At 70.6% G+C, this 26169-nt stretch carries 21 protein-coding genes; 8 read left to right on the forward strand and 13 right to left on the reverse strand.

All coding sequences use genetic code 11. The features are described from left to right. Positions 1–103: 103 nt before the first annotated feature. On the reverse strand, positions 104–925 hold the full coding sequence (locus AC07DU_RS20340; RefSeq protein ID WP_479112742.1) for an aquaporin: 822 nt from the start codon (positions 923–925) through the stop codon (positions 104–106). Positions 926–1058: 133 nt separating this feature from the next. Between AC07DU_RS20340 and AC07DU_RS20345 the strand changes: the two genes are divergently transcribed. Beyond that, positions 1059–1598: an RNA 2'-phosphotransferase gene (locus AC07DU_RS20345; protein WP_360900235.1), complete on the forward strand. Its 540-nt coding sequence runs from the start codon at positions 1059–1061 to the stop codon at positions 1596–1598. 15 nt (positions 1599–1613) lie between these two features. On the opposite strand, the gene AC07DU_RS20350 is transcribed toward AC07DU_RS20345, so the two are convergent. After that, positions 1614–2519: an LLM class flavin-dependent oxidoreductase gene (locus AC07DU_RS20350; RefSeq protein ID WP_360900237.1), complete on the reverse strand. Its 906-nt coding sequence runs from the start codon at positions 2517–2519 to the stop codon at positions 1614–1616. Between the two features lie 132 nt (positions 2520–2651). Between AC07DU_RS20350 and AC07DU_RS20355 the strand changes: the two genes are divergently transcribed. Beyond that, complete coding sequence (locus AC07DU_RS20355; protein ID WP_479029274.1) at positions 2652–3539, forward strand: Cof-type HAD-IIB family hydrolase; 888 nt, start codon at positions 2652–2654, stop codon at positions 3537–3539. Positions 3540–3597: 58 nt separating this feature from the next. Here the strand turns inward: AC07DU_RS20355 and AC07DU_RS20360 are convergent, their stop codons facing one another. The 4 genes from AC07DU_RS20360 to AC07DU_RS20375 form a co-directional block, all read right to left on the reverse strand. After that, complete coding sequence (locus AC07DU_RS20360; RefSeq protein ID WP_479112744.1) at positions 3598–5346, reverse strand: sensor histidine kinase; 1749 nt, start codon at positions 5344–5346, stop codon at positions 3598–3600. Between the two features lie 48 nt (positions 5347–5394). Further along, a complete protein-coding gene (gene cydD / locus AC07DU_RS20365; RefSeq protein WP_479112746.1) occupies positions 5395–8952 on the reverse strand; it encodes a thiol reductant ABC exporter subunit CydD in 3558 nt (1185 codons plus the stop codon). Positions 8953–9057: 105 nt separating this feature from the next. Then, on the reverse strand, positions 9058–10059 hold the full coding sequence (cydB, locus tag AC07DU_RS20370) for a cytochrome d ubiquinol oxidase subunit II (protein WP_479029280.1): 1002 nt from the start codon (positions 10057–10059) through the stop codon (positions 9058–9060). A gap of 18 nt (positions 10060–10077) precedes the next feature. Next, positions 10078–11583, reverse strand: coding sequence for a cytochrome ubiquinol oxidase subunit I (locus AC07DU_RS20375; protein WP_360900252.1), 1506 nt, complete (start codon positions 11581–11583; stop codon positions 10078–10080). Between the two features lie 190 nt (positions 11584–11773). Between AC07DU_RS20375 and AC07DU_RS20380 the strand changes: the two genes are divergently transcribed. Continuing rightward, positions 11774–12142, forward strand: a complete 369-nt coding sequence (locus AC07DU_RS20380; RefSeq protein ID WP_479112748.1) for a cyclophilin-like fold protein — start codon at positions 11774–11776, stop codon at positions 12140–12142. A 59-nt stretch (positions 12143–12201) separates the two neighbouring features. On the opposite strand, the gene hisC is transcribed toward AC07DU_RS20380, so the two are convergent. Next, positions 12202–13281 (reverse strand): histidinol-phosphate transaminase, encoded by a 1080-nt coding sequence (hisC, locus tag AC07DU_RS20385; protein ID WP_360900259.1) that lies wholly within the window; start codon positions 13279–13281, stop codon positions 12202–12204. A gap of 361 nt (positions 13282–13642) precedes the next feature. Between hisC and AC07DU_RS20390 the strand changes: the two genes are divergently transcribed. The 3 genes from AC07DU_RS20390 (at position 13643) to AC07DU_RS20400 (ending at position 17099) form a co-directional block, all read left to right on the forward strand. Beyond that, positions 13643–14758, forward strand: a complete 1116-nt coding sequence (locus AC07DU_RS20390; protein ID WP_360900262.1) for a LacI family DNA-binding transcriptional regulator — start codon at positions 13643–13645, stop codon at positions 14756–14758. A gap of 198 nt (positions 14759–14956) precedes the next feature. After that, positions 14957–16132 carry a metallophosphoesterase gene (locus AC07DU_RS20395; protein WP_453370719.1) on the forward strand — a complete coding sequence of 392 codons (1176 nt, stop codon included), beginning with the start codon at positions 14957–14959 and terminating at the stop codon, positions 16130–16132. A gap of 148 nt (positions 16133–16280) precedes the next feature. Next, entirely contained in the window at positions 16281–17099 is an 819-nt protein-coding gene (locus AC07DU_RS20400) for a hypothetical protein (RefSeq protein WP_479112750.1), read from the forward strand. Here AC07DU_RS20400 and AC07DU_RS20405 read toward each other — a convergent pair whose 3' ends face one another. Together AC07DU_RS20405 and AC07DU_RS20410 are read right to left on the reverse strand one after the other, a co-directional pair. Then, the gene (locus AC07DU_RS20405; RefSeq protein ID WP_479029286.1) at positions 17100–17810 is read right to left on the reverse strand and encodes a hypothetical protein; all 711 of its coding nucleotides are present in this window, start codon (positions 17808–17810) and stop codon (positions 17100–17102) included. 228 nt (positions 17811–18038) lie between these two features. Beyond that, positions 18039–19190, reverse strand: a complete 1152-nt coding sequence (locus AC07DU_RS20410) for a hypothetical protein (protein WP_479112752.1) — start codon at positions 19188–19190, stop codon at positions 18039–18041. Positions 19191–19477: 287 nt separating this feature from the next. Between AC07DU_RS20410 and AC07DU_RS20415 the strand changes: the two genes are divergently transcribed. Next, positions 19478–20566 carry a tetratricopeptide repeat protein gene (locus AC07DU_RS20415; RefSeq protein ID WP_479029289.1) on the forward strand — a complete coding sequence of 363 codons (1089 nt, stop codon included), beginning with the start codon at positions 19478–19480 and terminating at the stop codon, positions 20564–20566. A gap of 89 nt (positions 20567–20655) precedes the next feature. Here AC07DU_RS20415 and thiC read toward each other — a convergent pair whose 3' ends face one another. After that, the gene (gene thiC / locus AC07DU_RS20420) at positions 20656–22446 is read right to left on the reverse strand and encodes a phosphomethylpyrimidine synthase ThiC (protein ID WP_453370714.1); all 1791 of its coding nucleotides are present in this window, start codon (positions 22444–22446) and stop codon (positions 20656–20658) included. Positions 22447–22625: 179 nt separating this feature from the next. Here thiC and AC07DU_RS20425 point away from each other — a divergent pair, with 179 nt between their 5' ends. Further along, complete coding sequence (locus tag AC07DU_RS20425) at positions 22626–24098, forward strand: YibE/F family protein (protein WP_479112754.1); 1473 nt, start codon at positions 22626–22628, stop codon at positions 24096–24098. A gap of 69 nt (positions 24099–24167) precedes the next feature. Here AC07DU_RS20425 and AC07DU_RS20430 read toward each other — a convergent pair whose 3' ends face one another. The 3 genes from AC07DU_RS20430 to AC07DU_RS20440 all read right to left on the reverse strand — a co-directional run bounded on the left by AC07DU_RS20430 (position 24168) and on the right by AC07DU_RS20440 (position 26031). Beyond that, complete coding sequence (locus AC07DU_RS20430; RefSeq protein WP_479112756.1) at positions 24168–24617, reverse strand: SsgA family sporulation/cell division regulator; 450 nt, start codon at positions 24615–24617, stop codon at positions 24168–24170. 96 nt (positions 24618–24713) lie between these two features. After that, complete coding sequence (locus AC07DU_RS20435) at positions 24714–25484, reverse strand: IclR family transcriptional regulator (protein WP_479112758.1); 771 nt, start codon at positions 25482–25484, stop codon at positions 24714–24716. Between the two features lie 319 nt (positions 25485–25803). Further along, positions 25804–26031, reverse strand: a complete 228-nt coding sequence (locus tag AC07DU_RS20440) for a DUF5326 family protein (protein ID WP_360902706.1) — start codon at positions 26029–26031, stop codon at positions 25804–25806. Positions 26032–26169 lie beyond the last annotated feature (138 nt).

Consider the following 26169-nt stretch of genomic DNA (forward strand, 5'->3'; position numbering starts at 1 on the left):
GCCGTCAAAACCCGCCCAAACGGCTGTGGACAAGTCCGGTTCACCTGTGGGTAACGGAGGCGGTGTCTTAGCCCGCGGGACGGCGCTGGCTCCCCGTGGGGTCTCAGCCCACCGCCTCGTACGCCGCCTTGGCGGGGGTCGCGCCGTCCACCGGACCGGCATCGGCCAGGGCCGCCTCCGGCCGGGGCGTGCCGGACGTCCCGCTCGCGGCTGCCCCGTTCTCTGCCGCCCCGCTCCCGGACGCCCCGTTCCCGTACAGGAAGGCGGCGAGGGCCAGGCCGAGGATCGCGCCGAGCAGCTGGGCGGCGACGAAGCCGGGCAGCGACTGCGGGGCGATGCCGGTGAAGGAATCACTGAAGCTGCGTCCGATGGTGCCGGCCGGGTTGGCGAAGGAGCCGGACGACGTGAACCAGATCGCGGCGGCGATGTACGCGGCCACCGCCGCCGGGATGAGCTTCGGGCGCCCGATCCGCTGCAGGCCCTGGATCAGGAGGACGAGACCGGTGGTGGCGACGACTTCACCGACGAGCAGGTGGCCGCCCTCGCGCACCTGGGTGGAGAAGGTGCCCGGGGCGCGGCCGAACATGGCGTCCGCCAGGAGGGCGCCCACGACGGCTCCGGCGGTCTGGGCGGCGCTGTAGACGAGCGCCGCCCGGCCGCCGAGCCCCTCACCGCCGGTCCGGCGGGCCCACCAGGAGGTGAGGGTGACCACCGGGTTGAGGTGGGCGCCGGACAGCGGGCCGAACAGGGTGATGACCAGCCCGAGGCCGACGGCCGAGGCGAGCGAGTTGGCCATGAGGGCGACACCGGCGTCAGGGCTGAGCTCGGCGGCCTTGATGCCCGAGCCGATCACGACCGCGAGCAGGCCGGCGGTACCGATCAGCTCGGCAGCGGCACGGCGTGGCAGAGAGGTATGGGCTGTCATGGTTTCTCCCCCTGAACAGAAGTGACAGCGGAAAATATATTCCGCATCTTGGAAGCGCGATAGGGGGTGTCCACGCCGTCAGCGGTCGGAAAATCCATGCCGGAGGAGCCCGCGACCGGGCACGCTGGGGGTCATGGATGAAAGACGCACCGTCAAGGTGTCGAAGTACCTCTCGAAACACCTGCGGCACCAGCCGGAACGCATCGGACTGGTGCTCGATCCCCAGGGCTGGGTGGAGATCGACGACCTTCTGCGCGCCGCCGCCGCGCACGGCTTCCCCTTCAGCCGCGCCGACCTCGACCACGTCGTCGCCGCCAACGACAAGCAGCGGTTCGCCGTTGAGGGAACCCGGATCCGGGCCAGCCAGGGGCACACGGTCGCCGTGGATCTGGACCTTCCCGAGGCCGAACCGCCCTCGTACCTCTACCACGGCACCATCGCCGCGGCCCTCGACGCGATCCGCGCCGAGGGCCTGCGTCCGATGGCCCGCCACCATGTACACCTGTCCCCCGACCGGGAGACGGCGACCCGGGTCGGTGCACGACGCGGCCGGCCCGTGGTGCTCAGCGTGGACGCCGGGGCGATGCGCGCGGCCGGGCACGTCTTTCGCATCAGCGCCAACGGGGTGTGGCTGGTGGACGCCGTGCCGCCGGAGTTCCTGCGCTTCCCCTGACGCCCGCCCGCGGGCTCAGCCGTCGAGCTGGGCCAGGGCGTCGGTGGCGATCTTCTCGAAGACGGCCTCGTCGGCGGCGAAGTCGGAGTCCGGGATCGGCGCGTGGATGACGATTTCGGTGAAGCCCAGCTCGCGGTGGCGGCCGGCGAAGTCGACGAACGCGTCCAGCGACTCCAGCACGGAGTTGGCCTCCGGCGTGAAGCCCGTCAGGAGGATCTTCTCCATGGGCCCGGGCTCCCGCCCGATCTCCTCGAACGCCTTGTCGAGCCGTGCGAGCTGTCCGCGCAGGGCCTCACGCGACTGCTCGGGCGTGCCCTCGGCGAAGAGCTTCGGATCACCGGTGGTCACCCAGGCCTGGCCGTGCCGGGCGGCGAGCCGCAGACCGCGCGGGCCGGTCGCGGCGATCGCGAACGGCAGCCGCGGCCGCTGCACGCAGCCGGGGATGTTGCGGGCTTCCTCGGCGGAGTAGAAGGTGCCCTCGTGGCTCACCGAGCCCTCGGTCAGCAACTGGTCCAGCAGCGGCACGAACTCGGCGAAGCGGTCGGCGCGCTCACGGGGGGACCAGGCCTCCTGGCCCAGCGCGGTCGCGTCGAAGCCGTTGCCGCCCGCGCCGATGCCCAGGGTGAACCGCCCGCCGGAGATGTCGTCCAGGCTCATCAGGTCCTTGGCGAGGGTCACCGGGTGGCGGAAGTTCGGCGAGGTGACGAGCGTGCCCAGACGCAGTCGCTCGGTGGCGGCGGCTGCTGCCGTCAGCGTGGGGACCGCCCCGAACCAGGGCCCGTCACGGAAGGACCGCCAGGACAGGTGGTCGTAGGTGTAGGCGGTGTGGAATCCGAGCTGCTCAGCGCGGAGCCACTGGTCGCGACCTCCCTCGTGCCATCGACGTACCGGGAGGATCACCGTGCTCAGACGCAGACTCATGCGTCGAGCGTACGGGGAGGCGATGTTTCACGTGAAACATCGCCTCCCCGTGGGGCGGAAGAAGCCCTGGAAGGCAGGGGAGCGGCTGGAGAGCAGCCAGGAGCGTCGGCCCTGGTCGGGCCCTCCCCGGCCATGGGCGAAGATGGAGCAGTGACCTCGGCTCCCCAGTGCCCGGACGGGCCAACCCCCACGACCCGGCTCATCGCCACCGATCTCGACGGCACCCTGCTGCGCGATGACAAGACCGTCTCGCCGCGCACCATCGCCGCGCTCGCCGCCGCCGAGGAGGCCGGTATCGAGGTCTTCTTCGTCACCGGCCGGCCGGCCCGCTGGATGGATGTGGTCAGCGACCACGTCCACGGGCACGGCCTCGCGATCTGCGCCAATGGCGCGGCGGTCGTCGACTTGCATGCAGGACGGGAGTTCGTGCAGGTCAGGGCCCTCCAGCGGGGTATCGCACTCACTGTCGTCGAGGCCCTGCGGGCTGCGGCGCCCGGGACGTCCTTCGCGGTCGAGATGACCACCGGCATCAACTACGAGCCCGCCTACCCGCCGTTCTTCAAGGATCCGGGCGCCAGGGTCGCCACCGCCGAGAAGCTGCTCGCCGAGGACACGGACGACAGCGCCGCGCCGGTACTCAAGCTGCTGGCGCACCACGCCGAGCTCGCCCCGGACGCGTTCCTGGCACTGGCCCGCTCCGCCGCCGGCGCCTATGCGTCGATCACCCGCTCCAGTCCCACGGCCCTGCTGGAGATCAGCGGGCCGGGCGTCTCCAAGGCCAGCACGCTGGCACTGTGCTGCGCCGAGCGCGGCATCTCCCCCGCCGAGGTCGTCGCCTTCGGCGACATGCCGAACGACCTGGAAATGCTGAGCTGGGCGGGCACCTCGTACGCGATGGGCAACGCGCACCCCGATGTGATCGCGGCCGCGTCCGGCTGCACGGTCGCCAACAACGAGGACGGCGTCGCCCTCGTCATCGAGCGCATCCTGGCCGACCACATCGCCCAGCGGCAGGTCTGAGCCAAACCCCCGGCGTGCCGCGACGCGGGGACCCTTTTCGGTCCCAGCAAGAGACGGCCTAAAGCGGGGCCTCCCACACCAGGGTGGTCCCGCCACCGTCCTCGCCGAGACCCGGGCCGTACGAGCTCGCGCCGCCCAGCGCCTCGGCCCGTCGGCGCAAGTTCCGCAGCCCGCTGCGCCGGCCGCCCTCCGGGATGCCCACCCCGTCGTCGGCGACCTCCAGGCGCACCCCCGGCCGGCCGTCGGCGAGGGTGACGGTGCAGTCCACGACCACCTCGATCCGGGACGCGTGGGCGTGGCGGAAGGCATTGGACAGGGCCTCCCGCAACGCGGCGATCAGGTTCTTGCCCACGAGGTCGCCGACGGCCGCGTCGATCGGGCCGAGGAAGCGGTGCGCGGGCTTGAAGCCGAGCGGCACGGCAGCCATGTTGATCTCCCGCAGCACCCGGGTCCGCAGCCCCGACGGGGCTTCCGCCGGGCCCTGTTGGAGGGCGAAGATCGCGGTGCGGATCTCCTGGATGGTCACGTCCAGCTCTTCCACGGCCTTTCCCACCCCGTCGCGGACCTCCGGGACGATGGAGCGGCGCTGGGCTCCCTCCAGCATCAGCCCGGTGGCGAACAGCCGCTGGATGACCAGGTCGTGCAGGTCACGGGCGATCCGGTCACGGTCCTCGAACACCGCGAGCCGCTCCCGGTCGCGCTGGGCCTCGGCCGTCATCAGGGCGAGCGCGGCCTGCGAGGCGAACTGCGTGGCCAGGGTCCGCTCGGCCTCGCTGAACGGCCGCTCGCCGCGCGCCCGGGGGGTGACCAGCGCCCCCAGTACCCGCCCGCCGCTGTGCAGGGGCAGCATCATGCACGGCCCGTACTGGCTGGTCAGCTTGCTGGCCATGCGGGGGTCGCGGGCCGCGTCGTCCACGAAGACCGGCTCGCCGCGCAGCAGGCTGTCCACCACCGGGCTCTCGGCCGGGACCACCAGGCCGAGCGAGGTGGCCGGATTCTCGGCCGAGACGGCGACGATCTCCATGCCGCCCTCCTCGGCGGGCAGCAGGACGATCCCGGCGGCGGAGTCGGCGAGGTGGCGGGCCTGCTCGGCCACCACCGCGAGGGCGTCGTCGGCGTCGCCGCCCGACAGGAGGGCGGTGGTGACGGCCACCGAGCCGTCGATCCAGCGCTCCCGCTGGGTGGCGGCCTCGTACAGCCGGGCGTTGCCGACGGCGATGCCCGCTTCGGTGGCCAGGACCCGGACCATGTGGACGTCGTAGTCGTTGAACTCACCGCCGCCCTTCTTCTCGGCGAGGTACAGGTTGCCGAAGATCTCTCCCTGCACCCGGATGGGGACGCCGAGGAAGGTCTTCATGGGCGGGTGGTGCGCCGGGAAGCCCTCCGCGCGCGGGTCCTTCGTCAGATCGGCCAGCCGGACCGTGCCGGGGTGCGAGATCAGTGCTCCCAGCAGGCCGCGCTTCCCGTCCGGACGGTTCCCGATCTTGTGGGCCAGCTCCGCGCTCATCCCGTACGTGACGAAGTCCGTGAGCCCGCGGCCCTCCGTGTCGACGACGCCGATCGCCGCGTACCGGGCGTCCGCGAGCTCGGCCGCGGTCTCGCAGATGCGGTCCAGGGTGGAGTGGAGTTCGAGGCCGGTACCGACCGACCGCATGGCTTCCAGCAGCTGCGGGACCCTGGCCGTCAGCTCGGTGGACAGTCCCTGCAAGCTCCTGGTGGCCTGGGCGGCGGCCACCAGGGGGTCCGGCGTCCCCGTCGATGGATCCGAGACGGGATCCGGCACTTGCTGAGACCGCTGCGCTGGCATGGTCTTGAGACTAGTTAGTCCCCTTTGGACGGGAAAGCCGGCCAACGTCTAGACGGGAACGCCGGCCAGCGTCCCGTCGGTCTCCCGCTCCCGCTCCAGCAGCCGGCGCAGCGGCCCCTCGGCCGCGGCCAACTCCGCGTACGCGCCCCGCTGCACGACCTCACCGCGCTCCAGCACGAGCACCTCGTCCACCGCTTCCAGCCCGGCCAGCCGGTGCGTGATCAGCACGGTGGTACGGCCCTCGGTCGCGGCCAGCAGATCCGCCGTCAGGGCGTCCGCCGTGGCCAGGTCCAGGTGCTCGGCCGGCTCGTCGAGGACCAGTACGGGGAAGTCCGCGAGCAGCGCCCGGGCCAGGGCGAGCCGCTGACGCTGGCCGCCGGAGATCCGCTCTCCGTGTTCGCCGACGAGGGTGTCCAGCCCGTCGGGAAGGCCGTCCGCCCAGTCCAGCAGCCGGGCCGCCGCCAGCGCCTCCCGCAGCTCCCGCTCGCTCGCGTCGGTCCTGGCGAGCCGCAGGTTCTCCCGGACCGAACTGTCGAAGAGGTGCGCGTCCTGGGCGCACAGTCCCACCCGAGCGCGTACGTCGTCGCCGTCCAGCGTGCGCGCGTCGGTCCCGCCCAGGGTGTACGCGCCTTCGCGGGGGTCCAGGAAACGGAGCAGGACCTGGGCCAGGGTGGTCTTGCCGGAGCCCGAGGGGCCGACGACGGCGATGCGGCGGCCGGCCTCCAAGGTCAGGTCGAGACCGCGCAGCGCGTCCCGCTCCTGGCCGGGGTGGCGGGCGGCGAGCCCCGTCAGCCGCAGCGGGAAGGGTGAGGCGGGGGCCGCAGCGGCGTGCTCCGGCTCGTCGACCGGGGCCGGCGCGTCGATGACCTCGTAGACCCGCTCGGCGCTACGGCGCACCCGCTGGCGGTACTGGACGGCGAGCGGGAGTCCGTTCACCGCCTCGAAGGCGGCGAGCGGGGTCAGGACCGCGACGGCCATGGCCACCCCGGACAGACGTCCCTCGTGGACGGCCGTCGCGGCGACGGCCGCGGCGGCCACGACGGTGAGGCCGCAGACGAGGGCGGACAGACCGCCGCCCAGACCGGCCGCGGCGGCGCCCCGCGCGGCGATGCGCGTCAGCAGGGCGTCGCTCTGACGTGCCCGGCCCTTGCGGTCCTCCAGGGCGCCGGCCACGGTCAGCTCCGCGGTTCCGGTGAGCAGATCGGCCACCCGGGTGGCGAGTTCGCCCCGGGCGGGGGCCAGCCTCCGCTCCGCACGGCGGGCGCAGGCCCCGCTGACCAGCGGCACCCCGATTCCGGCGGCGAGCAGCCCGACGGCGAGTACGGCTCCGGCACCGGGCAGCAGCCAGGTGGTGAAGGCGACCGAGCCGGCGCCGACGAGCACCGCGGTGGCGACCGGCAGCAGCCAGCGCAGCCAGTAGTCCTGCAGGGCGTCGGCGTCGGCCACCAGACGGGCCAGCAGGTCCCCGCGCCGGTGCTCGCGCAGCCCTGCGGGCGCGATGCGCTCCAGCCGCCGGTACACGGACACCCGCAGGTCGGCGAGCATCCGCAGCACGGCGTCGTGCGAGACGATCCGCTCGGCGTAGCGGAAGACGGCGCGCCCCAGCCCGAAGGCCCGGGTGGCGGTGACGGCCACCATCAGATAGAGCACGGGCGGCTGTTCGGAGGCCCTGGAGATCAGCCAGCCCGATACGGCCATCAGGCCGACGCCGCACCCGACGGCCAGCGCCCCGAGCAGTAGCCCGAGCCGGAACCGTCCCTGCCACGCACGGGCCACCTCGCGCACCCGGCGCAGCGGATCGGCTCCGCCCGCATCGCTCCCGCCGCCGGGCCGCAGCGGCTCGGGTGCGGTACCGAGGATCCACTCCCCGGCGCCCGGGGCCGGGGCCCCGGCGGTGGGCGTCCGGCTCGGGGCGGCAGCGGGGCCGGGGAGGGGGCCGTCGGTGCGAGCCTGCGCCGCGCCTTCCCCCGCCGCCAGCGGGACCACCTGGTCGGCGACGGCGAGCAGCGCCGGCCGGTGCACGACCAGCAGCACGGTGCGCCCGACGGCCAGCCGCCGGACCGCGTCCACGACACCCGCCTCGGTCTCGCCGTCCAGGGCCGCCGTCGGCTCGTCCAGCAGCAGTACGGGCCGGTCCGCCAGGAACGCCCGCGCCAGGGCCAGGCGCTGGCGCTGACCGGCGGACAGTCCCGCGCCGCCCTCGCCCAGCAGGGTGTCCGCCCCGCGCGGCAGGGCCGCCACGAAGTCCCCTGCCCCGGCGTCCTGCAACGCCGTCGCCACCTCGGCGTCGGATGCCGCCGGGCGGGCCAGCCGTACGTTCTCCGCGATGGTCCCGGCGAACAGGTGCGGCCGCTGCGGCACCCACGCGATCTGCTCGCGCCACTGCGCCGGCGACAGCTCCGCCAGGTCCACCCCCGCGATCCGTACCCGGCCGGCGGTGGGCGTCACGAACCCCAGCAGGACCTGGAGCAAGGTGGACTTACCCGCCCCGCTCGGGCCGGTGAGGGCCACACACTCCCCCGGACCGACGGTCAAGGAGACGGGCCGCGGCGAGTCCTCGCCCCGGCCCTCGTGGCGGACCGCGACGTCCTCGATCTCGATCCGCAGGGGAGCGCCCGCCGGCAGCCGGGCCCCGCCACCCGGCCCCGCGACCGGGGTCGCCAGGACCTCGAAGATCTCCTCCGCGGCGGACAGTCCTTCCGCGGCCGCGTGGTACTGCGCCCCCACCTGCCGCAGCGGCAGGTAGGCCTCGGGCGCGAGGATCAGGATGACCAGTCCGGTGTAGAGGTCCAGTTCGCCGTGGACCAGTCGCATGCCGATGGTCACGGCCACCAGCGCCACCGACAGGGTCGCCAGCAGCTCCAGCGCGAAGGAGGAGAGGAAGGCGATGCGCAGGGTCCGCATCGTCGCGCGCCGGTAGTCGTCGGTGATCTTGCGGATCGATTCGGCCTGCGCCTTGGCCCGGCCGAAGACCTTCAGTGTGGGAAGTCCCGCCACCACGTCGAGGAAGTGCCCCGACAGCCGCGACAGCAGCCGCCACTGGCGGTCCATCCGGGACTGGGTGGCCATGCCGATCAGGATCATGAACAGCGGGATGAGGGGCAGCGTGACCACGATGATGGCCGCCGACACCCAGTCCTCGGTGACGATACGGGCGAGCACCGCCACCGGCACGACCACCGCGAGCCCCAGCTGGGGCAGGTAGCGGGAGAAGTAGTCGTCGAGCGCGTCCACGCCCCGGGTGGCCAGTGCCACCAGCGAGCCCGTCCCCCGACGGTCCAGCCGCCCGGGCCCGAGGTCCGCGGCCCGGTCCAGCAGCCGGCTCCGCAGCTGCGACTTGACCGCCGCGCCGGCGCGGTGCGCGGCCAGTTCCGTCAGCCAGGCGATCAGGCCGCGCCCCAGCGCCACCGCCGCGAGCAGCAGCAGCGGCGTCCGGAGCCCTTCGGCGCCCAGCCCCTCCTCGAAGGCACCGACCACGATCTCGGCGATCAGCATCGCCTGACCGACGACCAGCCCCGCCCCGGCCAGCCCCAGGGCCACCACCGCCCCCAGGAAGAGGCGGGTGGAACGGGCGTACCGGAGCAGGCGCGGGTCGATCGGTTTCACGTGAAACATCCCCTCGGCAGGGTCAGTCAGGTCAGGCAAGGCAGGGTCAGGCGAGGCAGGGTCCGGCGAGGCAGGGTCCGGCGGGGCCGGACAGAGGAGCCCGGATCAGTGCGCGTCCGCGATGTGCTGCGTACCGATCCGCTTGCGGAACACCCAGTACGTCCAGCCCTGGTAGAGCAGGACGAGCGGAGTGGCCACTGCCGCGAGCCAGGTCATGATCTTCAGGGTGTACGGGCTGGACGAGGCGTTGGTGACCGTGAGGTTCCAGGCGTCGTCCAGCGAGGACGGCATGACGTTCGGGAAGAGCGTCAGGAAGAGCATCCCGACGGCCGCCGCGATGGTGACCCCGGACAGGGCGAACGACCAGCCCTCACGGCCCGCGAGGTTGAAGCCGAGGGCCCCCACCAGCGCGAGCACGGCGACGCCCATGGCGACCAGGCTCTTGGCGTCGCCGCGCGTGAACTGGGTCCAGGTCAGGAAGACCAGGGCCAGCACGGCGGTGGCCGCACCCAGCCGGGTGGCCAGCTTCCGCGAGCGCTCCCGGATCTCACCCACGGTCTTGAGCGAGACGAAGACCGCGCCGTGGAAGGTGAACAGGGTGAGGGTGACCAGACCGCCGAGCATCGCGTAGGGGTTGAGCAGGTCGAGCACGGTGCCGACGTACTCCTTGTTCTGGTCGATCTTCACGCCGCGCACGATGTTGGCGAAGGCGACGCCCCACAGGAACGCGGGGATCAGCGAGGTCCAGAAGATCGCGTGTTCCCAATTGGTCTGCCAGCGGTCCTCGGGCCGCTTGTGCCGGTACTCGAAGGCGACACCGCGGATGATCAGGCAGACCAGGATGAGCAGCAGCGGCAGGTAGAAGCCGGAGAACAGGGTGGCGTACCAGTCCGGGAAGGCGGCGAAGGTGGCACCGCCCGCGGTGAGCAGCCAGACCTCGTTGCCGTCCCACACGGGCCCGATCGTGTTGATCAGAACCCGCTTCTCCTTGCGGTCGCGGGCGAGCAGCTTGGTCAGGACGCCGACCCCGAAGTCGAAGCCCTCCAGGAAGAAGTAGCCGGTCCACAGGACGGCGATGAGTACGAACCAGACGTCGTGGAGTTGCATGGTGTGGTCTCCTCAGCCTCAGTACGAGAAGGCCATCGGCCGGTCGGAGTTCTTGTCGTCCCCGCCGATCTTGGTGGGCGGGTTGAGGTCGGCCTCGGTGAGCTCGGGCGGTCCGGCCTTGACGTACGTGAGGAGGAGCTTGACCTCGATGACGGCGAGTACGGCGTAGAGCAGGGTGAAGCCGATCATCGAGGTGAGCACCTCGCCCTGGGAGACGTGCGGCGAGACCGCGTCCCGGGTGCGCAGGACTCCGTAGACCACCCACGGCTGGCGGCCCATCTCGGTGAAGATCCAGCCCCAGGAGTTGGCGATGAGCGGGAAGCCCATGGTCCAGAGGGCGACGATCCAGTACAGGGTGGCGAACTTCGGGCTCAGCGCCTTCTTGAAGAGGACCAGGTTCGGCACCTCGTCCTCCCCGGTGCGCAGGCCGGGCGGCAGCATGAACTTCTTGCGGGTCAGCCAGAGGCCCAGGACGCCGACACCGAGCGAGGCCATGCCGAAGCCGATCATCCAGCGGAAGCCCCAGTAGGCGACCGGGATGTTGGGCCGGTAGTCCCCGGGCCCGAACTTCTCCTGCTCGGCCTTGTTGACGTCGTTGATCCCCGGGACGAACGAGGTGAAGTCGTCGTTCGCCAGGAAGGACAGCACACCCGGGATTTCGATGGCGACCTTGTTGTGGCCCTTCTCGACGTCGCCGTAGGCGAAGACGGAGAAGGGTGCCGGCGCCTCGCCGTCCCAGAGCGCCTCGGCGGCGGCCATCTTCATCGGCTGCTGCTTGAACATGACCTTGCCGAGCAGGTCACCGCTGATGGCGGTGCCCATACCGGCGATGATCATGACGACCAGGCCGAGCCGCAGCGAGCTGCGCATCACGGGGACGTGCCTCTTGCGCGCGAGGTGGAAGGCGGCGATGCCGACCATGAACGCGCCGCCGACCAGGAAGGCGGCCGTGATGGTGTGGAAGAACTGGGTGAGCGCGGTGTTCTGGGTGAGCACGAGCCAGAAGTCGGTGAGCTCGGCCCGGCCCCGCTCCTCGTTGATGCGGTATCCGACCGGGTGCTGCATCCAGGAGTTGGCCGCCAGGATGAAGTAGGCGGACAGGATGGTGCCGATCGACACCATCCATATGCAGGCGAGGTGGATCTTCTTCGGCAGCTTGTCCCAGCCGAAGATCCACAGCCCGATGAAGGTGGACTCGAAGAAGAAGGCGATCAGCGCTTCGAAGGCCAGGGGGGCTCCGAAGACGTCACCGACGAATCGCGAGTAGTCGGACCAGTTCATTCCGAACTGGAACTCCTGGACGATGCCGGTGACGACACCCATCGCGATATTGATCAAGAAGAGCTTTCCCCAGAACTTCGTGGCTCCGAGGTACTTCTCCTTCCCGGTGCGCACCCATGCGGTCTGGAGGCCCGCGGTGAGGGCGGCGAGCGAGATCGTCAGGGGTACGAAGAGGAAGTGATAGACGGTGGTGATGCCGAACTGCCAGCGCGCCAGCGTCTCCGGCGCCAAAGCTAGATCCACGTCCTCGTCTCCTTCGCGTCGCCGTGGTCACAGCGGCAAGTGCCTGGTGTGTCCCACTCAATCCGGGAGAAAGCAGGACACGCTTGTGAACGCGTTCACATTCACAAGCATTATGGCGCACCGCTCCCGACGCCCTTCAGGCGGGGTACCCCTCTAGCCAATCAATTCAACAGATTGTTGAATACGGCTCATGAAGATTCGAATCTCCTGGCCTGCGGGCCACCTCACCGCGACCCTCGACGAGACCCCGACCAGCAAGGCTCTGGTCGAGGCCCTGCCGATCTCCGCCTCCGCCCACACCTGGGGCGAGGAGGTCTACTTCGGCACCGGCGTCAGCGCGGCCCTCGAACACGACGCCCGGCAGGTCGTCGAGCCCGGCACGGTCGCCTTCTGGACCGAGGGCGACGCTCTCGCGCTGCCCTACGGCCCCACGCCCATCTCGCGCGGGGGCGAGAGCCGCCTGGCGAGCCCGTGCAACGTGCTCGGCTCGTTCGACGGCGACCCCCGCCTGCTGTCCACCGTCCGCGACGGGGACCCCGTCCGCGTGGAACGGGCGTAACGCCCGTAACTCGCGTAACGCCCGTAACGCCCGTAACGCGGGCGGCCCCCCGCGTCCGGCTACAGCTCCTTGAAGAACGCCTCCGCCGTGTGCAGGAAGAGGTCGTTCGCCTCGGTCTCACCGATCGTGACCCGCAGGCCCTCGCCCGCGAAGGGCCGGACCACCACACCGGCCTTCTCGCAGGCCGCCGCGAAGTCGGCCGTCCGCTCCCCCAGCCGCATCCACACGAAGTTCGCCTGGGTGTCCGGCACGTTCCAGCCCTGCGCGAGCAGCGTCTCGTGGACCCGCGTGCGCTCGCACACCAGCGCCCCCACGCGGCCCATCAGCTCGTCCTCGGCACGCAGCGAGGCCACGGCCGCGTCCTGCGCGAGCTGGCTGACGCCGAAGGGAACCGCCGTCTTGCGCAGCGCCGCGGCCACCGGTTCGTGCGCCACCGCGAAGCCGACCCGCAGGCCCGCGAGCCCGTACGCCTTGGAGAACGTACGCAGCACCGCCACGTTGGGGCGGGTGCGGTAGAGCTCGATGCCGTCCGGCACGTCCGTGTCGCGCACGAACTCGCGGTACGCCTCGTCCAGGACCACCAGGATGTCCGAGGGCACCTGGTCCAGGAACCGCTCCAGCTCCGCGCGGCGCACGGCGGTGCCGGTGGGGTTGTTCGGGTTGCAGACGAAGATCAGCCGGGTCCGCTCGGTGATCGCCGCGAGCATGGCGTCCAGGTCGTGCACATCGCCCTCGGTCAGCGGCACCTGCACGGACGTGGCGCCCGAGATCTGCACGATGATCGGGTACGCCTCGAAGGAGCGCCAGGCATAGATGACCTCGTCGCCCGGACCGGCCGTCGACTGGATCAGCGACTGGGCCACACCCACCGAGCCGGTGCCGGTGGCCACGTGGTCCGCCGGCACGCCGAACCGCTCCGCGAGCTCGTTCACGAGGCCGGTGCAGGCCATGTCGGGGTACCGGTTGAAGCTGCCGGCGGCCGCGACGGCGCTCTCCAGCACCCCGTGCAGCGGCGGGTACGGGTTCTCGTTCGAAGACAGCTTGTACGCGACGGGACCTCCCGCGGCAGCCGGCTTGCCGGGCTTATATGTCGGAATGCCGTCCAGCTCGGCGCGCAGCTTCGGGCTCTTCTCGCTCACCGCAGGTCCTCCTCGACCGTCCCGTACGACGTCGCCGTCGACTCAATACTGCTCACCTTATGAGGATTCCGCTCTCCCGAGAATGGGGGCGCCTGGAATGCGGGGGAGCGCGCGCATATATGCGCGCGCCGGTGGCCTGCGCCGTGGCGCGCATCCCCCGTGCAGGTGAGTTGAGACCAGTCCGAGACCACACCGTTTTGGCATGCCCGGACCCGCCGACAAGCTTCACGGCCGCCCGCAGCGATCAAATGCCTTTATTTCCAAGGTCATTGGGGGTGGCGGACCATGCAGAATCGTGCCTGTCAACGGGTGCATATGCACACGGGCCACCCCACCCCCCGAGCCCTACTATCGGCTCGCCATGACAGCAGCAGGGAAGCATCAGGTGAGCCGGACCGAGACCACCCGGCGGGCCGCCGGCCGACAGAGCCGGGCAGGCATCAGGGACGTGGCCGCTGCGGCGGGCGTCTCCATCACAACCGTCTCCGACGCGCTCAATGGCAAGGGACGGCTGCCCGACGCCACCCGCCGCCACGTTCGCGAGGTGGCCGACCGTCTGGGCTACCGCCCGTCGGCCGCCGCCCGCACCCTCCGTACCGGCAAGTCCGGCCTCATCGGCCTGACCGTGACCACGTACGGGGATGAACCTTTCACCTTCACCGAATTCGCCTACTTCGCCGAGATGGCCAGAGCGGCCACCTCCGCCGCACTCGCCCGCGGCTACGCCCTCGTCATCCTCCCCGCCACCTCCCGACACGACGTGTGGTCCAACGTGGCCCTCGACGGCACCGTCGTCATCGACCCCTCCGACCACGATCCCGTCGTCACCGAACTGGTCCGCCAGGGCCTGCCCGTGGTCTCCGACGGCCGCCCGGCAGGCACCCTCCCCGTCACCGCCTGGGTCGACAACGATCACGAGGCCGCCGTACTGGGCCTGCTCGACCACCTCGCCGCCGCGGGCGCCCGCCGGATCGGGCTGCTCACCGGCACCACCACCGACACCTACACCCGCCTCTCCACGACCGCCTACCTCGACTGGTGCGCGCGCGTCGGCCAGGACCCCGTCTACGAGTCCTACCCCGCCCACGATCCGTGCGCGGGCGCCGTCGCCGCCGACCGGCTCCTCGCACGCCCCGACCGGCCCGACGCCGTCTACGGGCTCTTCGACCCCAACGGCACCGACCTGCTCGCCGCCGCCCGGCGCTACGGCCTGCGCGTCCCCGAGGACCTGCTGCTCGTGTGCTGCAGCGAGTCCACCGTCTACGCCAACACCGAACCGCCGATCACCACCCTGTCCCTCAAACCGCGCCGCATCGGCACCGCCGTCGTGCAGCTGCTGATCGACGCGATCGAGGGAGTGGACACCGGACGCCCCGTCGAACAGGTCGTCCCGACCGAGCTCATCATCCGCACCTCGTCCCAGCGCAGGCAGCCCCGTACGACCGTCAGTCCACCCCGTTCACCGGCCCAGGACTGACCGCCAGACCGTCCGGTCGGCTTGGCCAACGGCCCTGCCGAGGATTTCAGCAGCACCGATATCGGTAGAAAGCGGTAGGAACGATCGGCTCCGCCTACGATTCACCACCCCTGGTGCGTCACAGAGCGCGAGCCGCATTCCTATGATGGGCGCACGACATCACAGACCCTCCTCCCCAGAGGTCAGGAGGGTCCGCAGATGTACGGCAGCGCGACGGTGGTGGAGGGGTCGATGACTCAGGGGGCCGGTCAGGGACCCGCGATGCGGACGGAGACGCTGCGGGACTTCCGGGTTCCAGTCACCGAACCCGCCCCGTACGCCGTATCCACCGGGCATCCCGGCGAAGTCCCCGTGTACGGGGAGTACCCGGCCTACTACGGCGACGGCGCGCCGCCGGCGCCCGCCGCCGCCCAGGCCCCCGAGGACGACGGCCTCGACGGCTACACCCCGACCTACCGCGACCTGCCCGTCATCGGACGCGGTGCGGCCGGTGGCCCCGGCGACACCGTCCAGGTCCAGTACGTCCCCCAGGACGCCCCGGCGGCCGCCGGTCCCGGCCCGCTCTACGTCGTCGGCGACGTCCACGGCTACCTGGACGAGCTCGTCGCCGAACTCCAGGCCCAGGGCCTGATCGACTCGGAACGCCGCTGGTCCGCCGGCAACGCCCGGCTCTGGTTCCTCGGCGACTTCACCGACCGCGGCCCCGACGGCATCGGCGTCATCGACCTCGTCATGCGGCTGTCCGCCGAGGCCGCCGCCGCCGGCGGCTACTGCAAGGCGCTGATGGGCAACCACGAACTGCTGCTGATCGGAGCGAAGCGGTTCGGCGACACCCCCGTCGTCTCCGGCGCCGGCACCGCCACCTTCCAGGCCGCCTGGCTCCTCAACGGCGGCCAGCGCACCGACATGGAGCGCCTGCAGGACGTCCACCTCCAGTGGATGTCCCGCCTGGACGCGGCCGTCCTGGAGGAAGGCCACCTGCTGCTGCACTCCGACACCACGGCCTACCTCGACTACGGCGACTCCATCGAGGACGTCAACGACACCATCCACGAGCTCCTCAACCGGGGCGACGCCGACATCACCTGGGACCTCTTCCGCAAGTTCACCAAGCGGTTCGCCTTCCGCGACGAGGGCAGCGGCCCGCAGGCCGTGCGCGAGCTGCTCGACACGTACGGCGGCACGCGCGTCGTACACGGCCACAGCCCCATCCCGTACCTGCTCGGCGAAGTGGGCACCGAGGACGGCGACGAGACGCGCGGCCCGGCCGTGGACGGCCCGCACGTCTATGCGGAAGGGCTCGCCATCGCCATGGACGGCGGGGTGACGATGGCCGGCAAACTGCTTGTCGTACAACTGCCGTTGAGCGACTGAGAGGTTACGCAGAGGGGTATTTCCAGAAAGCCCCTGTCACGGCGTGGTGTGGGCGCTCTACCATCGCTCTATCCGTAGCAGGCTCTCCTCCGTTTGCGCCGGCGCCCGGGTCTACGCGGGCATACCGGCTTGTACGGAGCATCGGGGGATGCACATGACCAGCGCTCCGCACCTGCTGACCGAAGACCGGCCTGAGTTCGACCGGCTCCTCGACGAGGCGCTGCGCACCGCGCAGGACCGGCCCGAACTCGCCACCCTGGGCGAACGGCTGAACGCCGAACAGTTGCGCACGATGGCCCAGGGCGCCAGCGCCCTGCTGGCGGCCGCCGCCGCGGCCGAGTACGACCACTACGTGAAGGTCCGCGAGGAACGGCGTGACGGGTCCCTGTCCGCACCCGGTGCGGCGGGGGACGAGTACGGGGAGCAGGGCGGCGGCGGTGGCGTGGGCGTCAGCGCCGTGGTCGCGGTCCTCGCGCCGGTCCTGGCGGGCACCGCCATGCTGATCTTCCTGCTCGTGGGCTACAGCCTGAAGATGATCGATCCCGAACCGGCCTTCGCCGAGACGATGCTGACGGCGGGTTGGCTGTTCGGCGGCCTCACCGTGGCCGCCCTGATCTTCGCCGTGATCGGGCTGCTGGTGACGGCGGTGCGCAACAGCGCGACCGAGGTGGCGGCGGACGAGACCGAGGCGATACCCGACGAGGTGGCGCGGGCTCGCGAGGCCTGGCGTCACGCACTGCTGGAGCGCGGCATCATGCCGTTCCTCCGGGACGCGCTGGCCGATCCCAGTGCGGGGGCGGGATACCCGACCCCCCGCACGCCGGGGGCCGGGCGCATCCCCAGTCTGGGATACTCCCGGCCCGATTTCACCAGTCCGGGGTCCCCCTCCGAGGGACCCCGACCCGGCTACACACCCCCGGACTTCACGAGCCCGGACTTCGGCGGCCCGGAACGCGGGCCTGAGTGACTACTTCCGGTTGAGCACCGGCGGCGGACCGTCCGCGCCGCGGACCGGGGTGGTGAGCTCGTTCCACACGGTCTCGCAGTCGAGGACGAAGCCGACGGTGGGGGACGGGTCCTGCTGCACGTCGCAGGTCAGCTCCCAGACTTCGCCGCGGCGGGTCAGCGTCTGGATGGAGACACCCCCCTCGGCACTGCTCTGCGCGGCGATGGAGATCGCGCACGCGTCCCTCGGGAAGTCGGTCTCGGTGTCCGTCAGGTCGTACCAGAGGAACGGCGTCGGGGAACCCGGCCCCGTGAGGTCCCGGATACCGGCGTACGCGACGCCGTTGCTGAGGACGGCCTTGAGGTCCGTGGCGCCGTTCGGCCGGTAGGCGTCGACGTCGCTGCACGGGCCGGGGTCACCCTTCGGACCCCGCGGGCCGGTCGGACCCGTCGGGCCCTGGCAGCCCTCGTCGCCGCCACCACCGCGCGGACCGGCCTGGTCGGCCTTCCGCGGGTGGTTGTAGTCGTCGCGCTCGTCCGAGCACTTGCCTCCGCTCACGGTGCTCACCGTGGTGACCGTCTGCGCCGCCTGCGCACCCTGCGGGCTGGCGAAGGCGGGGCCGGAGATGCCCGTCATGACCAGGGCAAGCGATGCGAGGGTGCCACCAGCCAGCCAGCCGCTGCGCCTGGGCAGCGGACCAAGGGTTGACTTGGTGTTGTTCTCGGGGCTCATAGACGCCGCTCCTTCTCGAAACCGGATCGAACGATGCGTGATGGGGCCATGGGGGCCACCTCGGTCATCGTGGGGATACGTGTCGCGCGTGATGCGACGCCTCGCGGAGAAGTCCACTTATCGGACCAATGGTGCGGCCCCAATGGCCGCGCGCGACCCCACGCAAAGGGCCGGGCGCATCCCCGTCAGGGATGCGCCCGGCCCGCACGTGAGCCGGAGTGCCCGCCCCTAGGGGAGGCGGTTCCGGGCGGCTCCGCGCATCAGGTCACCCTTGAAGTCCTTGCCGCGGAGGGTTCCGGGAGTGGGAGCCGGCAGCAGTTCGACCCACCCCTCGTCCCAGGTGAAGTTGGTGCCGTTGGTGTCACCGTGTGTCTGGTAGACGCGGCCGTCCGTGGTCAAGACCCTGACGAAGGAGTTGTTCCCCTGGTCGATGATCGAGATGCCACAGGCCCTGCCGACGGGGAATCCCGGATTGTCCGCGTTGGTGAGGTCCTGCCACACGGGCGCACCTCCGGTCGTGCTCGAGCGGCCGACGTAGGCGATGCCGTTCGTGAGAACGGCGTTGAACGACACGGAGGTCGAAGGCGCGAAGCTGTCGATGGAGTTGCACCCGGCGCCGGTCGCACCCGTGGCACCCGTCGCGCCGGTGGCGCCGGTAGCTCCGTCCTCGCCATTCAGACCGGACGTACCCGTGGCACCGGTCGCCCCGGTGGCACCCGTCGCACCCGTGGCACCGGTGGCACCGGTGGCGCCCGGAGCGCCGTCCAGACCGTCCGCACCCGTCGCCCCGGTCGCACCGGTGGCACCCGTCGCACCCGTCGCGCCCGGAGCGCCGTCCAGACCGTCCGCACCCGTGGCACCCGTCGCCCCGGTCGCACCAGTGGCACCCGTCGCACCCGTCGCACCGGGCGCGCCGTCAGTACCCGGGGCGCCCGTCGCACCCGTCGCACCCGTGGCACCAGTGGCACCCCTGCCACCCGTGGCACCCGTGGCACCCGTTGCACCCGTGGCGCCGGGCCTGCCCTCCTCACACCTGTCGTCCCCGACCGGCGCGCCGGCCTGGGCGTCGGCGGTCCTCGGGTCTTCGTCCGGGTTGTAGTCCGGGTCGTTCTCCGGATCGTGGTCCGGGTCGAAGTTCGGATCCTGATCCGGACCGTGGTCCGGGTTGTGGTCATGCTGGTGCGGAGGGCAGTGGTCCACCCCTCTGGGGCTCGCCGCGTTGACCCTCTCGGCCGCCTGGATCGACTGAGCCGTGGCGAAGACCGGGCTGGCGACGCCCACCATCACCAAGGCAAGTGAGGCGAGCGTTCCACCGGTCAGCCAGCCGCTGCGCCTGGGCAGTGGACCGAGGGTTGACCTGGACCTGTTGTCGGGGTTCATACCACTCCTTCTCGAAACCGGGATCGCACGATGTCCGGGGCCTCCCGGACCACCTCGGTCATCGTGGGGATCACCGCCGCGAGCGACGGGAGGCCTCACCCATAAGTCCACTTATCGGACGAGTAGTACCACGCCAATGGCCCCTCATCCCCTGCCGGACACCACCCGGCCCCCGCCCCCGCGGTCGAGCTTCCTTGCACGGCATTACACGGATGCCTACGGTCGCCCCAAGGTCATTTTCATCACTACAGTGGATGGGAACCTTGAAATCAACGGTCTGCCTGAACATGATCGTCAAGAATGAGGCCCCGGTCATCCGGCGCTGCCTCGAATCGGTACGCCCATTGATCGACACCTGGGTGATCGTGGACACCGGTTCGACGGACGGAACCCAGGAGATCATCCGGGAATTCTTCAGTGATCTTCCCGGTGTTCTGCACGAGCGGCCGTGGAAGGGATTCGACGGCAGCCGCAACGAGGCGATCGACCTCGCCCGCCCCACCGCCGACTACCTGCTGTTCCTCGACGCCGACGACATGATGGAGGTACAGCCCGGCTTTCACATGCCGGAACTGACGCTCGACGCCTATAGCGTCGCCGTGCACCACCGGCCCGTCATCCATTGGCGGCCCGCCCTGGTCTCCACGCGATTGCCGTGGAAATACGTCGGCGTACTCCACGAGTACCTCGACTGCGAGGACCGGTTCAGCCAAGGAACCCTCGAAGGCGCCCATATCCTCGTCGTCGGCGGCGGATCGCGCCTCGGCGAAGGCGGCGAGCGGGAGAAATACCTCCGGGACGCGGAGATCCTCCGGCAGGGGCTGATCAAGGAACCAGACAACGCCCGCTACGCGTTCTACCTGGCGCAGAGCTGGCGCGACGCGGGAGAACCGGAGAAGTCCCTCACCGCCTACGACCTCCGGGCCGGCATGGGCGGCTTCGCCGAGGAGGCCTTCTGCGCCCGGCTCTACGCGGCACGGCTCGCGGCCCGTCTCAAGAGGCCGTCGGCCGAGGTGATGGACCGCTACCTGCGCGCGCACGAGAGCCGCCCCTCACGCGCCGAGGCGTTGGGCGATCTCGCCCGCCTCTGCCGCAACGAGGGCCGCTGGCCGCTGGCGTACATGTTCGCCCGGCAGGCGGTGCGGATCCCGCGCCCCGACGACATCCTGTTCGTCGAGTTCGACTGGTACGAGTGGCGGGCGCTCGACGAACTCGCGGTCGCCGCCTACTGGGTCGGCGCGTACCAGGAGTGCCTGGACTGCTGCGAGCGCCTCCTCCAGTCGGACGCGCTTCCCGAGACCCAGCGCGAACGGGTCGCCGAGAACCTCGCGTTCGCGCGGGCCAAGCTGGGCCCGGACTACCGGGTCGTCGCCTGACCGGCGTACGAAATACCAGACCGCCGGCGCACGCCGGACCGGCCCGCTCCTCCCCCCTCGGGTGCGGGCCGGTCCTGTTCGGGTGTGGCTCAGTCGGCCAGCGGCAGGTAGACCCGGTTGCCGGAGGCCGCGAACTCGGCGGACTTCTCCGCCATGCCGGCCTGGATCTCGTCGGCCTTCAGGTCCCCGCCGTGCTCACGGCGGATGTCCTGCGAGATCTTCATCGAGCAGAACTTCGGACCGCACATGGAGCAGAAGTGCGCGGTCTTGGCCGGCTCGGCGGGAAGGGTCTCGTCGTGGAACTCGCGGGCCGTGTCCGGGTCCAGGGCCAGGTTGAACTGGTCCTCCCAGCGGAACTCGAACCGCGCGTCCGACAGCGCGTCGTCCCACTCCTGGGCACCGGGGTGCCCCTTGGCCAGGTCCGCGGCGTGCGCGGCGATCTTGTAGGTGATCACGCCGGTCTTCACGTCGTCCCGGTTGGGCAGGCCCAGGTGCTCCTTGGGCGTGACGTAGCAGAGCATCGCGGTGCCCCACCAGGCGATCATCGCGGCGCCGATGCCCGAGGTGATGTGGTCGTACGCGGGCGCGACGTCTGTGGTGAGCGGGCCGAGCGTGTAGAACGGCGCCTCCTCGCAGATCTCCTGCTGGAGGTCGATGTTCTCCTTGATCTTGTGCATCGGGACGTGGCCCGGGCCCTCGATCATGGTCTGGACGTTGTGGCGCTTGGCGATCGTGTTCAGCTCGCCGAGCGTCTTCAGCTCCGCGAACTGCGCCGCGTCGTTGGCGTCCGCGATGGAACCGGGGCGCAGGCCGTCGCCGAGCGAGTACGTGACGTCGTAGGACGCCAGGATCTCGCAGAGCTCCTCGAAGTTCGTGTAGAGGAAGTTCTCCTTGTGGTGCGCCAGGCACCACGCGGCCATGATCGAGCCACCGCGCGAGACGATGCCGGTCTTGCGGCGGGCGGTCAGCGGCACGTAGGGCAGCAGCACGCCGGCGTGGACCGTCATGTAGTCGACGCCCTGCTCGGCCTGCTCGATGACCGTGTCCTTGTAGATCTCCCAGGTCAGGTCCTCGGCGCGGCCGTCGACCTTCTCCAGCGCCTGATAGAGCGGCACGGTGCCGATCGGGACGGGGGAGTTGCGCAGGACCCACTCGCGGGTGGTGTGGATGTTGCGGCCCGTCGAGAGGTCCATGACCGTGTCGGCGCCCCACTTGGTCGCCCAGGTCATCTTGTCGACCTCCTCCTCGATGGAGGAGGTGACGGCCGAGTTGCCGATGTTGGCGTTGACCTTCACCAGGAACCGCTTGCCGATGATCATCGGCTCGATCTCGGGGTGGTTCACGTTCGCCGGAAGAACGGCCCGGCCTGCGGCGATCTCCTCGCGCACGACCTCGGGGGAGACGTTCTCGCGGATCGCGACGTACTCCATCTCCGGGGTGATCTCGCCCCGGCGGGCGTACGCGAGCTGCGTGACGGCGGCGCCGCCACGGCCGCGGCGGGGCTGGCGCGGGCGGCCCGGGAAGACCGCGTCGAGGTTCTTCAGCCCGCCGCGGGGCGAGGTGTGCTTGATGCCGTCGTCCTCGGGGCGCACGGGACGGCCCGCGTACTCCTCGGTGTCACCGCGGCCGATGATCCAGTTCTCGCGCAGCGGTGCGAGGCCGCGGCGCACGTCGGTCTCGATCTGCGGGTCGGTGTACGGCCCGGACGTGTCGTACAGCGTCACGTCCTTGCCGTTGGTGAGGTGGACCTGGCGGACCGGCACCCGGAGGTCGGGGCGGGAGCCCGCCAGGTATCCCTTGTGCCAGCCCGGCTGGCGCTCGGTCTGGCCGTCGGCGTCCTGGCTGACGGCAGGCGTGCGTGCGTCGTCCTGAATGGTCATGAGACCTGATCTCCCTACGCCGGCATTACCCGGTAACAGGTTCGGCGGTCGACGCAGCCTCTTCCCGTACGCATCCGTGATGCGCGTACGGTGATCAGCGTCCTCTCAGCCCGGTGCTCCGAGCTCCCGCGTTGTGCAAAGTAGCCCCCACGCTAGCGTCATCCATGGCGTGCTGAACAGTGGGCCCCCTCATCTCTTGCGATGATCTGCTGGTGACGACCTCGCCGCAGCCCCCCACCGATCCCACCGAGCCCGCTGGCCACACCGGCCAGGAGCACCCAGGTCCCGGGCACGCCTCCGGTCATGCGGACGGCCACGGGCAGGGGCACGGAAGCGGACACGGACACGGACACGGACATGCTCACGGGCACAGCCATGGTCACGGTCCGGCGGCCCCTGTGTCGAAGCACCTGCGCAAGGTCATCGCGGCCGTACTGATCCCCTTCGCCACCGCCGTCTTCGTCGGCATGGCCGTCCTCTGGCCCGGCGGCGCCCCCGCCCACGAGCGCACGGGGGTCGGCTTCGACCGGCAGACCCAGCAGGGCAAGGTCGTCTCGCTCGCACGGGTCGACTGCAAATCCGTGAACGCCGCGCAGGTTCCGCCGACGGGCGACACCTCCACCCCCGAGGGGCGTGAGGCGCAGGCCGCGCAGACCGGTGAGTGCAAGAAGGCCACCATCGAGATCGGCAGCGGCCCGGAGAAGGGACGCACCTTCGTGGAGATCGTCCAGCCGGGCGCCCCTCGGCAGTTGACGGACGGCCAGGAGGTGGTGGTGGCGTACGCTCCGGACGCCCCGCGCGACCTCCAGTACTCGGTGATCGACGTGAACCGCAAGTTCCCGATGGCGCTGCTGGCCGGCATCTTCGCCCTCGCCGTCGTGCTCGTCGGGCGGATGCGCGGGCTGTTCGCACTGATCGCGTTGGTCGTCAGCTTCGGCGTGCTGACGCTCTTCATCCTCCCGGCCATCCTGCAGGGCTCGAACCCGCTGGTCGTGGCGGTGATCGGCGCGAGCGCCATCATGCTGATCGCGCTCTACATGTGCCACGGCCTGACGGCCCGTACCTCGGTCGCCGTGCTCGGCACACTCGTCTCGCTGCTGCTGATCGGGCTGCTGGGCTCGCTGTTCATCGGGTGGGCGTTCCTCAGCGGCAACACCGACGACAACACCGGACTGATCCACGGGCTCTACCCGGACATCGACATGAGCGGTTTGCTGCTCGCCGGTGTGATCATCGGATCCCTGGGCGTGCTCGACGATGTGACGGTCACCCAGACGTCGGCGGTGTGGGAACTCCACCAGGCCGACCCGTCGATGGGGCCGCGCGGACTGTACCGGGCGGCCATCCGGATCGGACGCGACCACATCGCCTCGGTGGTCAACACCCTGGTGCTCGCCTACGCGGGTGCCGCTCTGCCGCTTCTCCTGCTGTTCTCGATCGCGAACAGCAGCATGGGTTCGGTGGCCAACAGCGAGCTGGTGGCGGAGGAGATCGTACGGACCCTCGTGGGCTCGATCGGCCTCGTGGCCTCGGTCCCGGTGACCACGGCGCTCGCCGCGCTGGTGGTCTCCGCCGACCGGCCGGGATCCCCGGCCGCCGGGTCGGCCTCGGGGCCGGTACGCGGGGGCCGGGGCCGGCGGCGCAAGCGCTGACGGCTGCGCGAAGGCGGGGGGCGGCGGTCCGGGAGCGGCGGCCGGGGGCGGCGGCCGGGGGCGGCGGGGTCAGCCGGCGTTCTGCTCGTTCTGCCGCGACGCGGCCAGGATCTTGTCGAGCGCTTCGTCGAGGTTCTCCTCGAAGTCGCCCCGGTTCCGCTCCTGACCGAGCGGAACGATCCGGTCGGTGCGGTCGAGGAACGCGACGAGCGGCGCCGCGCTGGCGCGGAACAGGGCCCGGTCGCTGCCGACCTGGAGCCGGATGTGGACATCCGACAGGTCCTCGGGATCGGTGGGTGCGATGTGCACGTCGCCGTCACCGCACGGCTTGTTGATGCCGTCCAGGAGGAGTTCCCGGCCGAACGCCCAGGTCACGGGCGCATCTCCGGGAAGGTGGAAGGTCAGGCGGACCGCGTAGGGATCACGAGCGTCGTACCGGAGTTCTACCGGAATTCTGAACGAGAGCTCCTCGGAAACGAGAAAACTCATCATGACCTCTGCCTGTACCGACTCGCGCATTGCCTACCCCGTTGTAGTGGAAGTGGCCAGGAATGTCCCCCAGGGACCTCTTGACAAGAGTGGTGGAAGCGCTAGCAGATCACAAGGAGTGAGTTTTCAGATACTGATAGAGAACGAGAGGGTGCTCAACAGCGCGCCTACTTCACTCCGTAGTCGATTGACTACATAGAGCAATCGCTCTTGCTCGTGCAGGGGGAGAGAAATGGCCATCGTTGCGGCGGTATCGGCCGCTGTGATGGGGATCGCCGCACAGACCGTGCCAAGCGCATATTCCTGACGCTCGATTACCGGCTGCATTCGCCCCAGGGCCCCGATCCGGTGCTCCAGGGACCGTTGGTCCCGCACGGTATGAGGGGTGACGGCCTCGACCGGGTGACGGTCGTAATGGTCCTTGCGCGTCTTCTCGTCGAGCTGGCCGAGCAGGCACTGCCCGATGGCGTGCGCGTGGCCGGTCGCGCGGAAATCCGCCCACTCCTCGCAGGCCGGACGGGACGGGGTGTCCGAGACGCCCACGACCTCGATCTCACCCTCGCGGTAGACCGCGAAGTAGACGGGGGCCCCGACCGCGTCGCGGAAGTGCGCGAGGGAGTCGAGGATCATGCTGCGACGTTTCTGCTGAAGCCCACCACCGGCGAGACGCCACGCGGCGGCGCCCAGGACGAAGACGCCGCCCTCCCGGCGCAGATAGCCCTCGTGCGTCAGGGTGCGGAGCAGGTGGTACGCGGTGGGAAGCGGGAGCCCGGCCTCACGCGCCAGCTGTTTGGCCGGAGCTCCCTCGCTATGGGACCCCGCTGCTTCGAGCAGCCTCAGTGCCCTTTGCACCGAACCGATCAGGGTCGGCACACCGGCATTGTGAACCGAAGCCAAAGCTCACCCCCAGGTGTGGCGGCGAACCCGTGGGGCCCGCCCTGCGGGGGCCGCCCCCGCGTATGCCGTGGCTCCTGGGGGTCTTGCTCGGTCGACTGGTCAGGACAACCGCAGGTCAGAGCGGTGTTACCGGGCTTGCGGTGCCCAGGGGAACGGCACAGATTGCGACTCTATCCGCCGATTCCCGAGGCCTGATCCGTTTAGCGGCTCATGTTCGCTCATCTGGCTTAATCCCGAAAGAGCCCGGCTGGTCCCCGTACACCCCTCTTACGCCCCTTACGCCTCTCACGCCTCTTACACGCCTTGGGCTCCTCGGCTTCTACCACTCACCGGCGGAGGACTTCGAACCACCGCCGCCGACCTTCTTCACCACGAAGATCAGGCCGGCGACCAGGCCGACGAAGAGGAGCAGCTTGAAGACGAACCCGATCAGCGCGCCCAGGATGCTGGTGATCACCCCGCCGAAGACGAACAGCGCCAGCAGTGGAACGGCGACCCACTTCACCCACCAGGGCATGCCCGCGAATGTCCCTCGGATCCCGTCCATGTCCTCGACCTCTTCTTCTTCGTCGTCGTGCCTGACTTCCTGCTCTCGATGCTAGGAGCCCGCGGTCCCGTGCGGGGGCCCGCCAGCCCCCGCACACCCCTGATCCGCCCCTTAGGGGAGCCGGGGCGCCGACCTCAC

Source organism: Streptomyces sp. NPDC045695 (assembly GCF_056432025.1).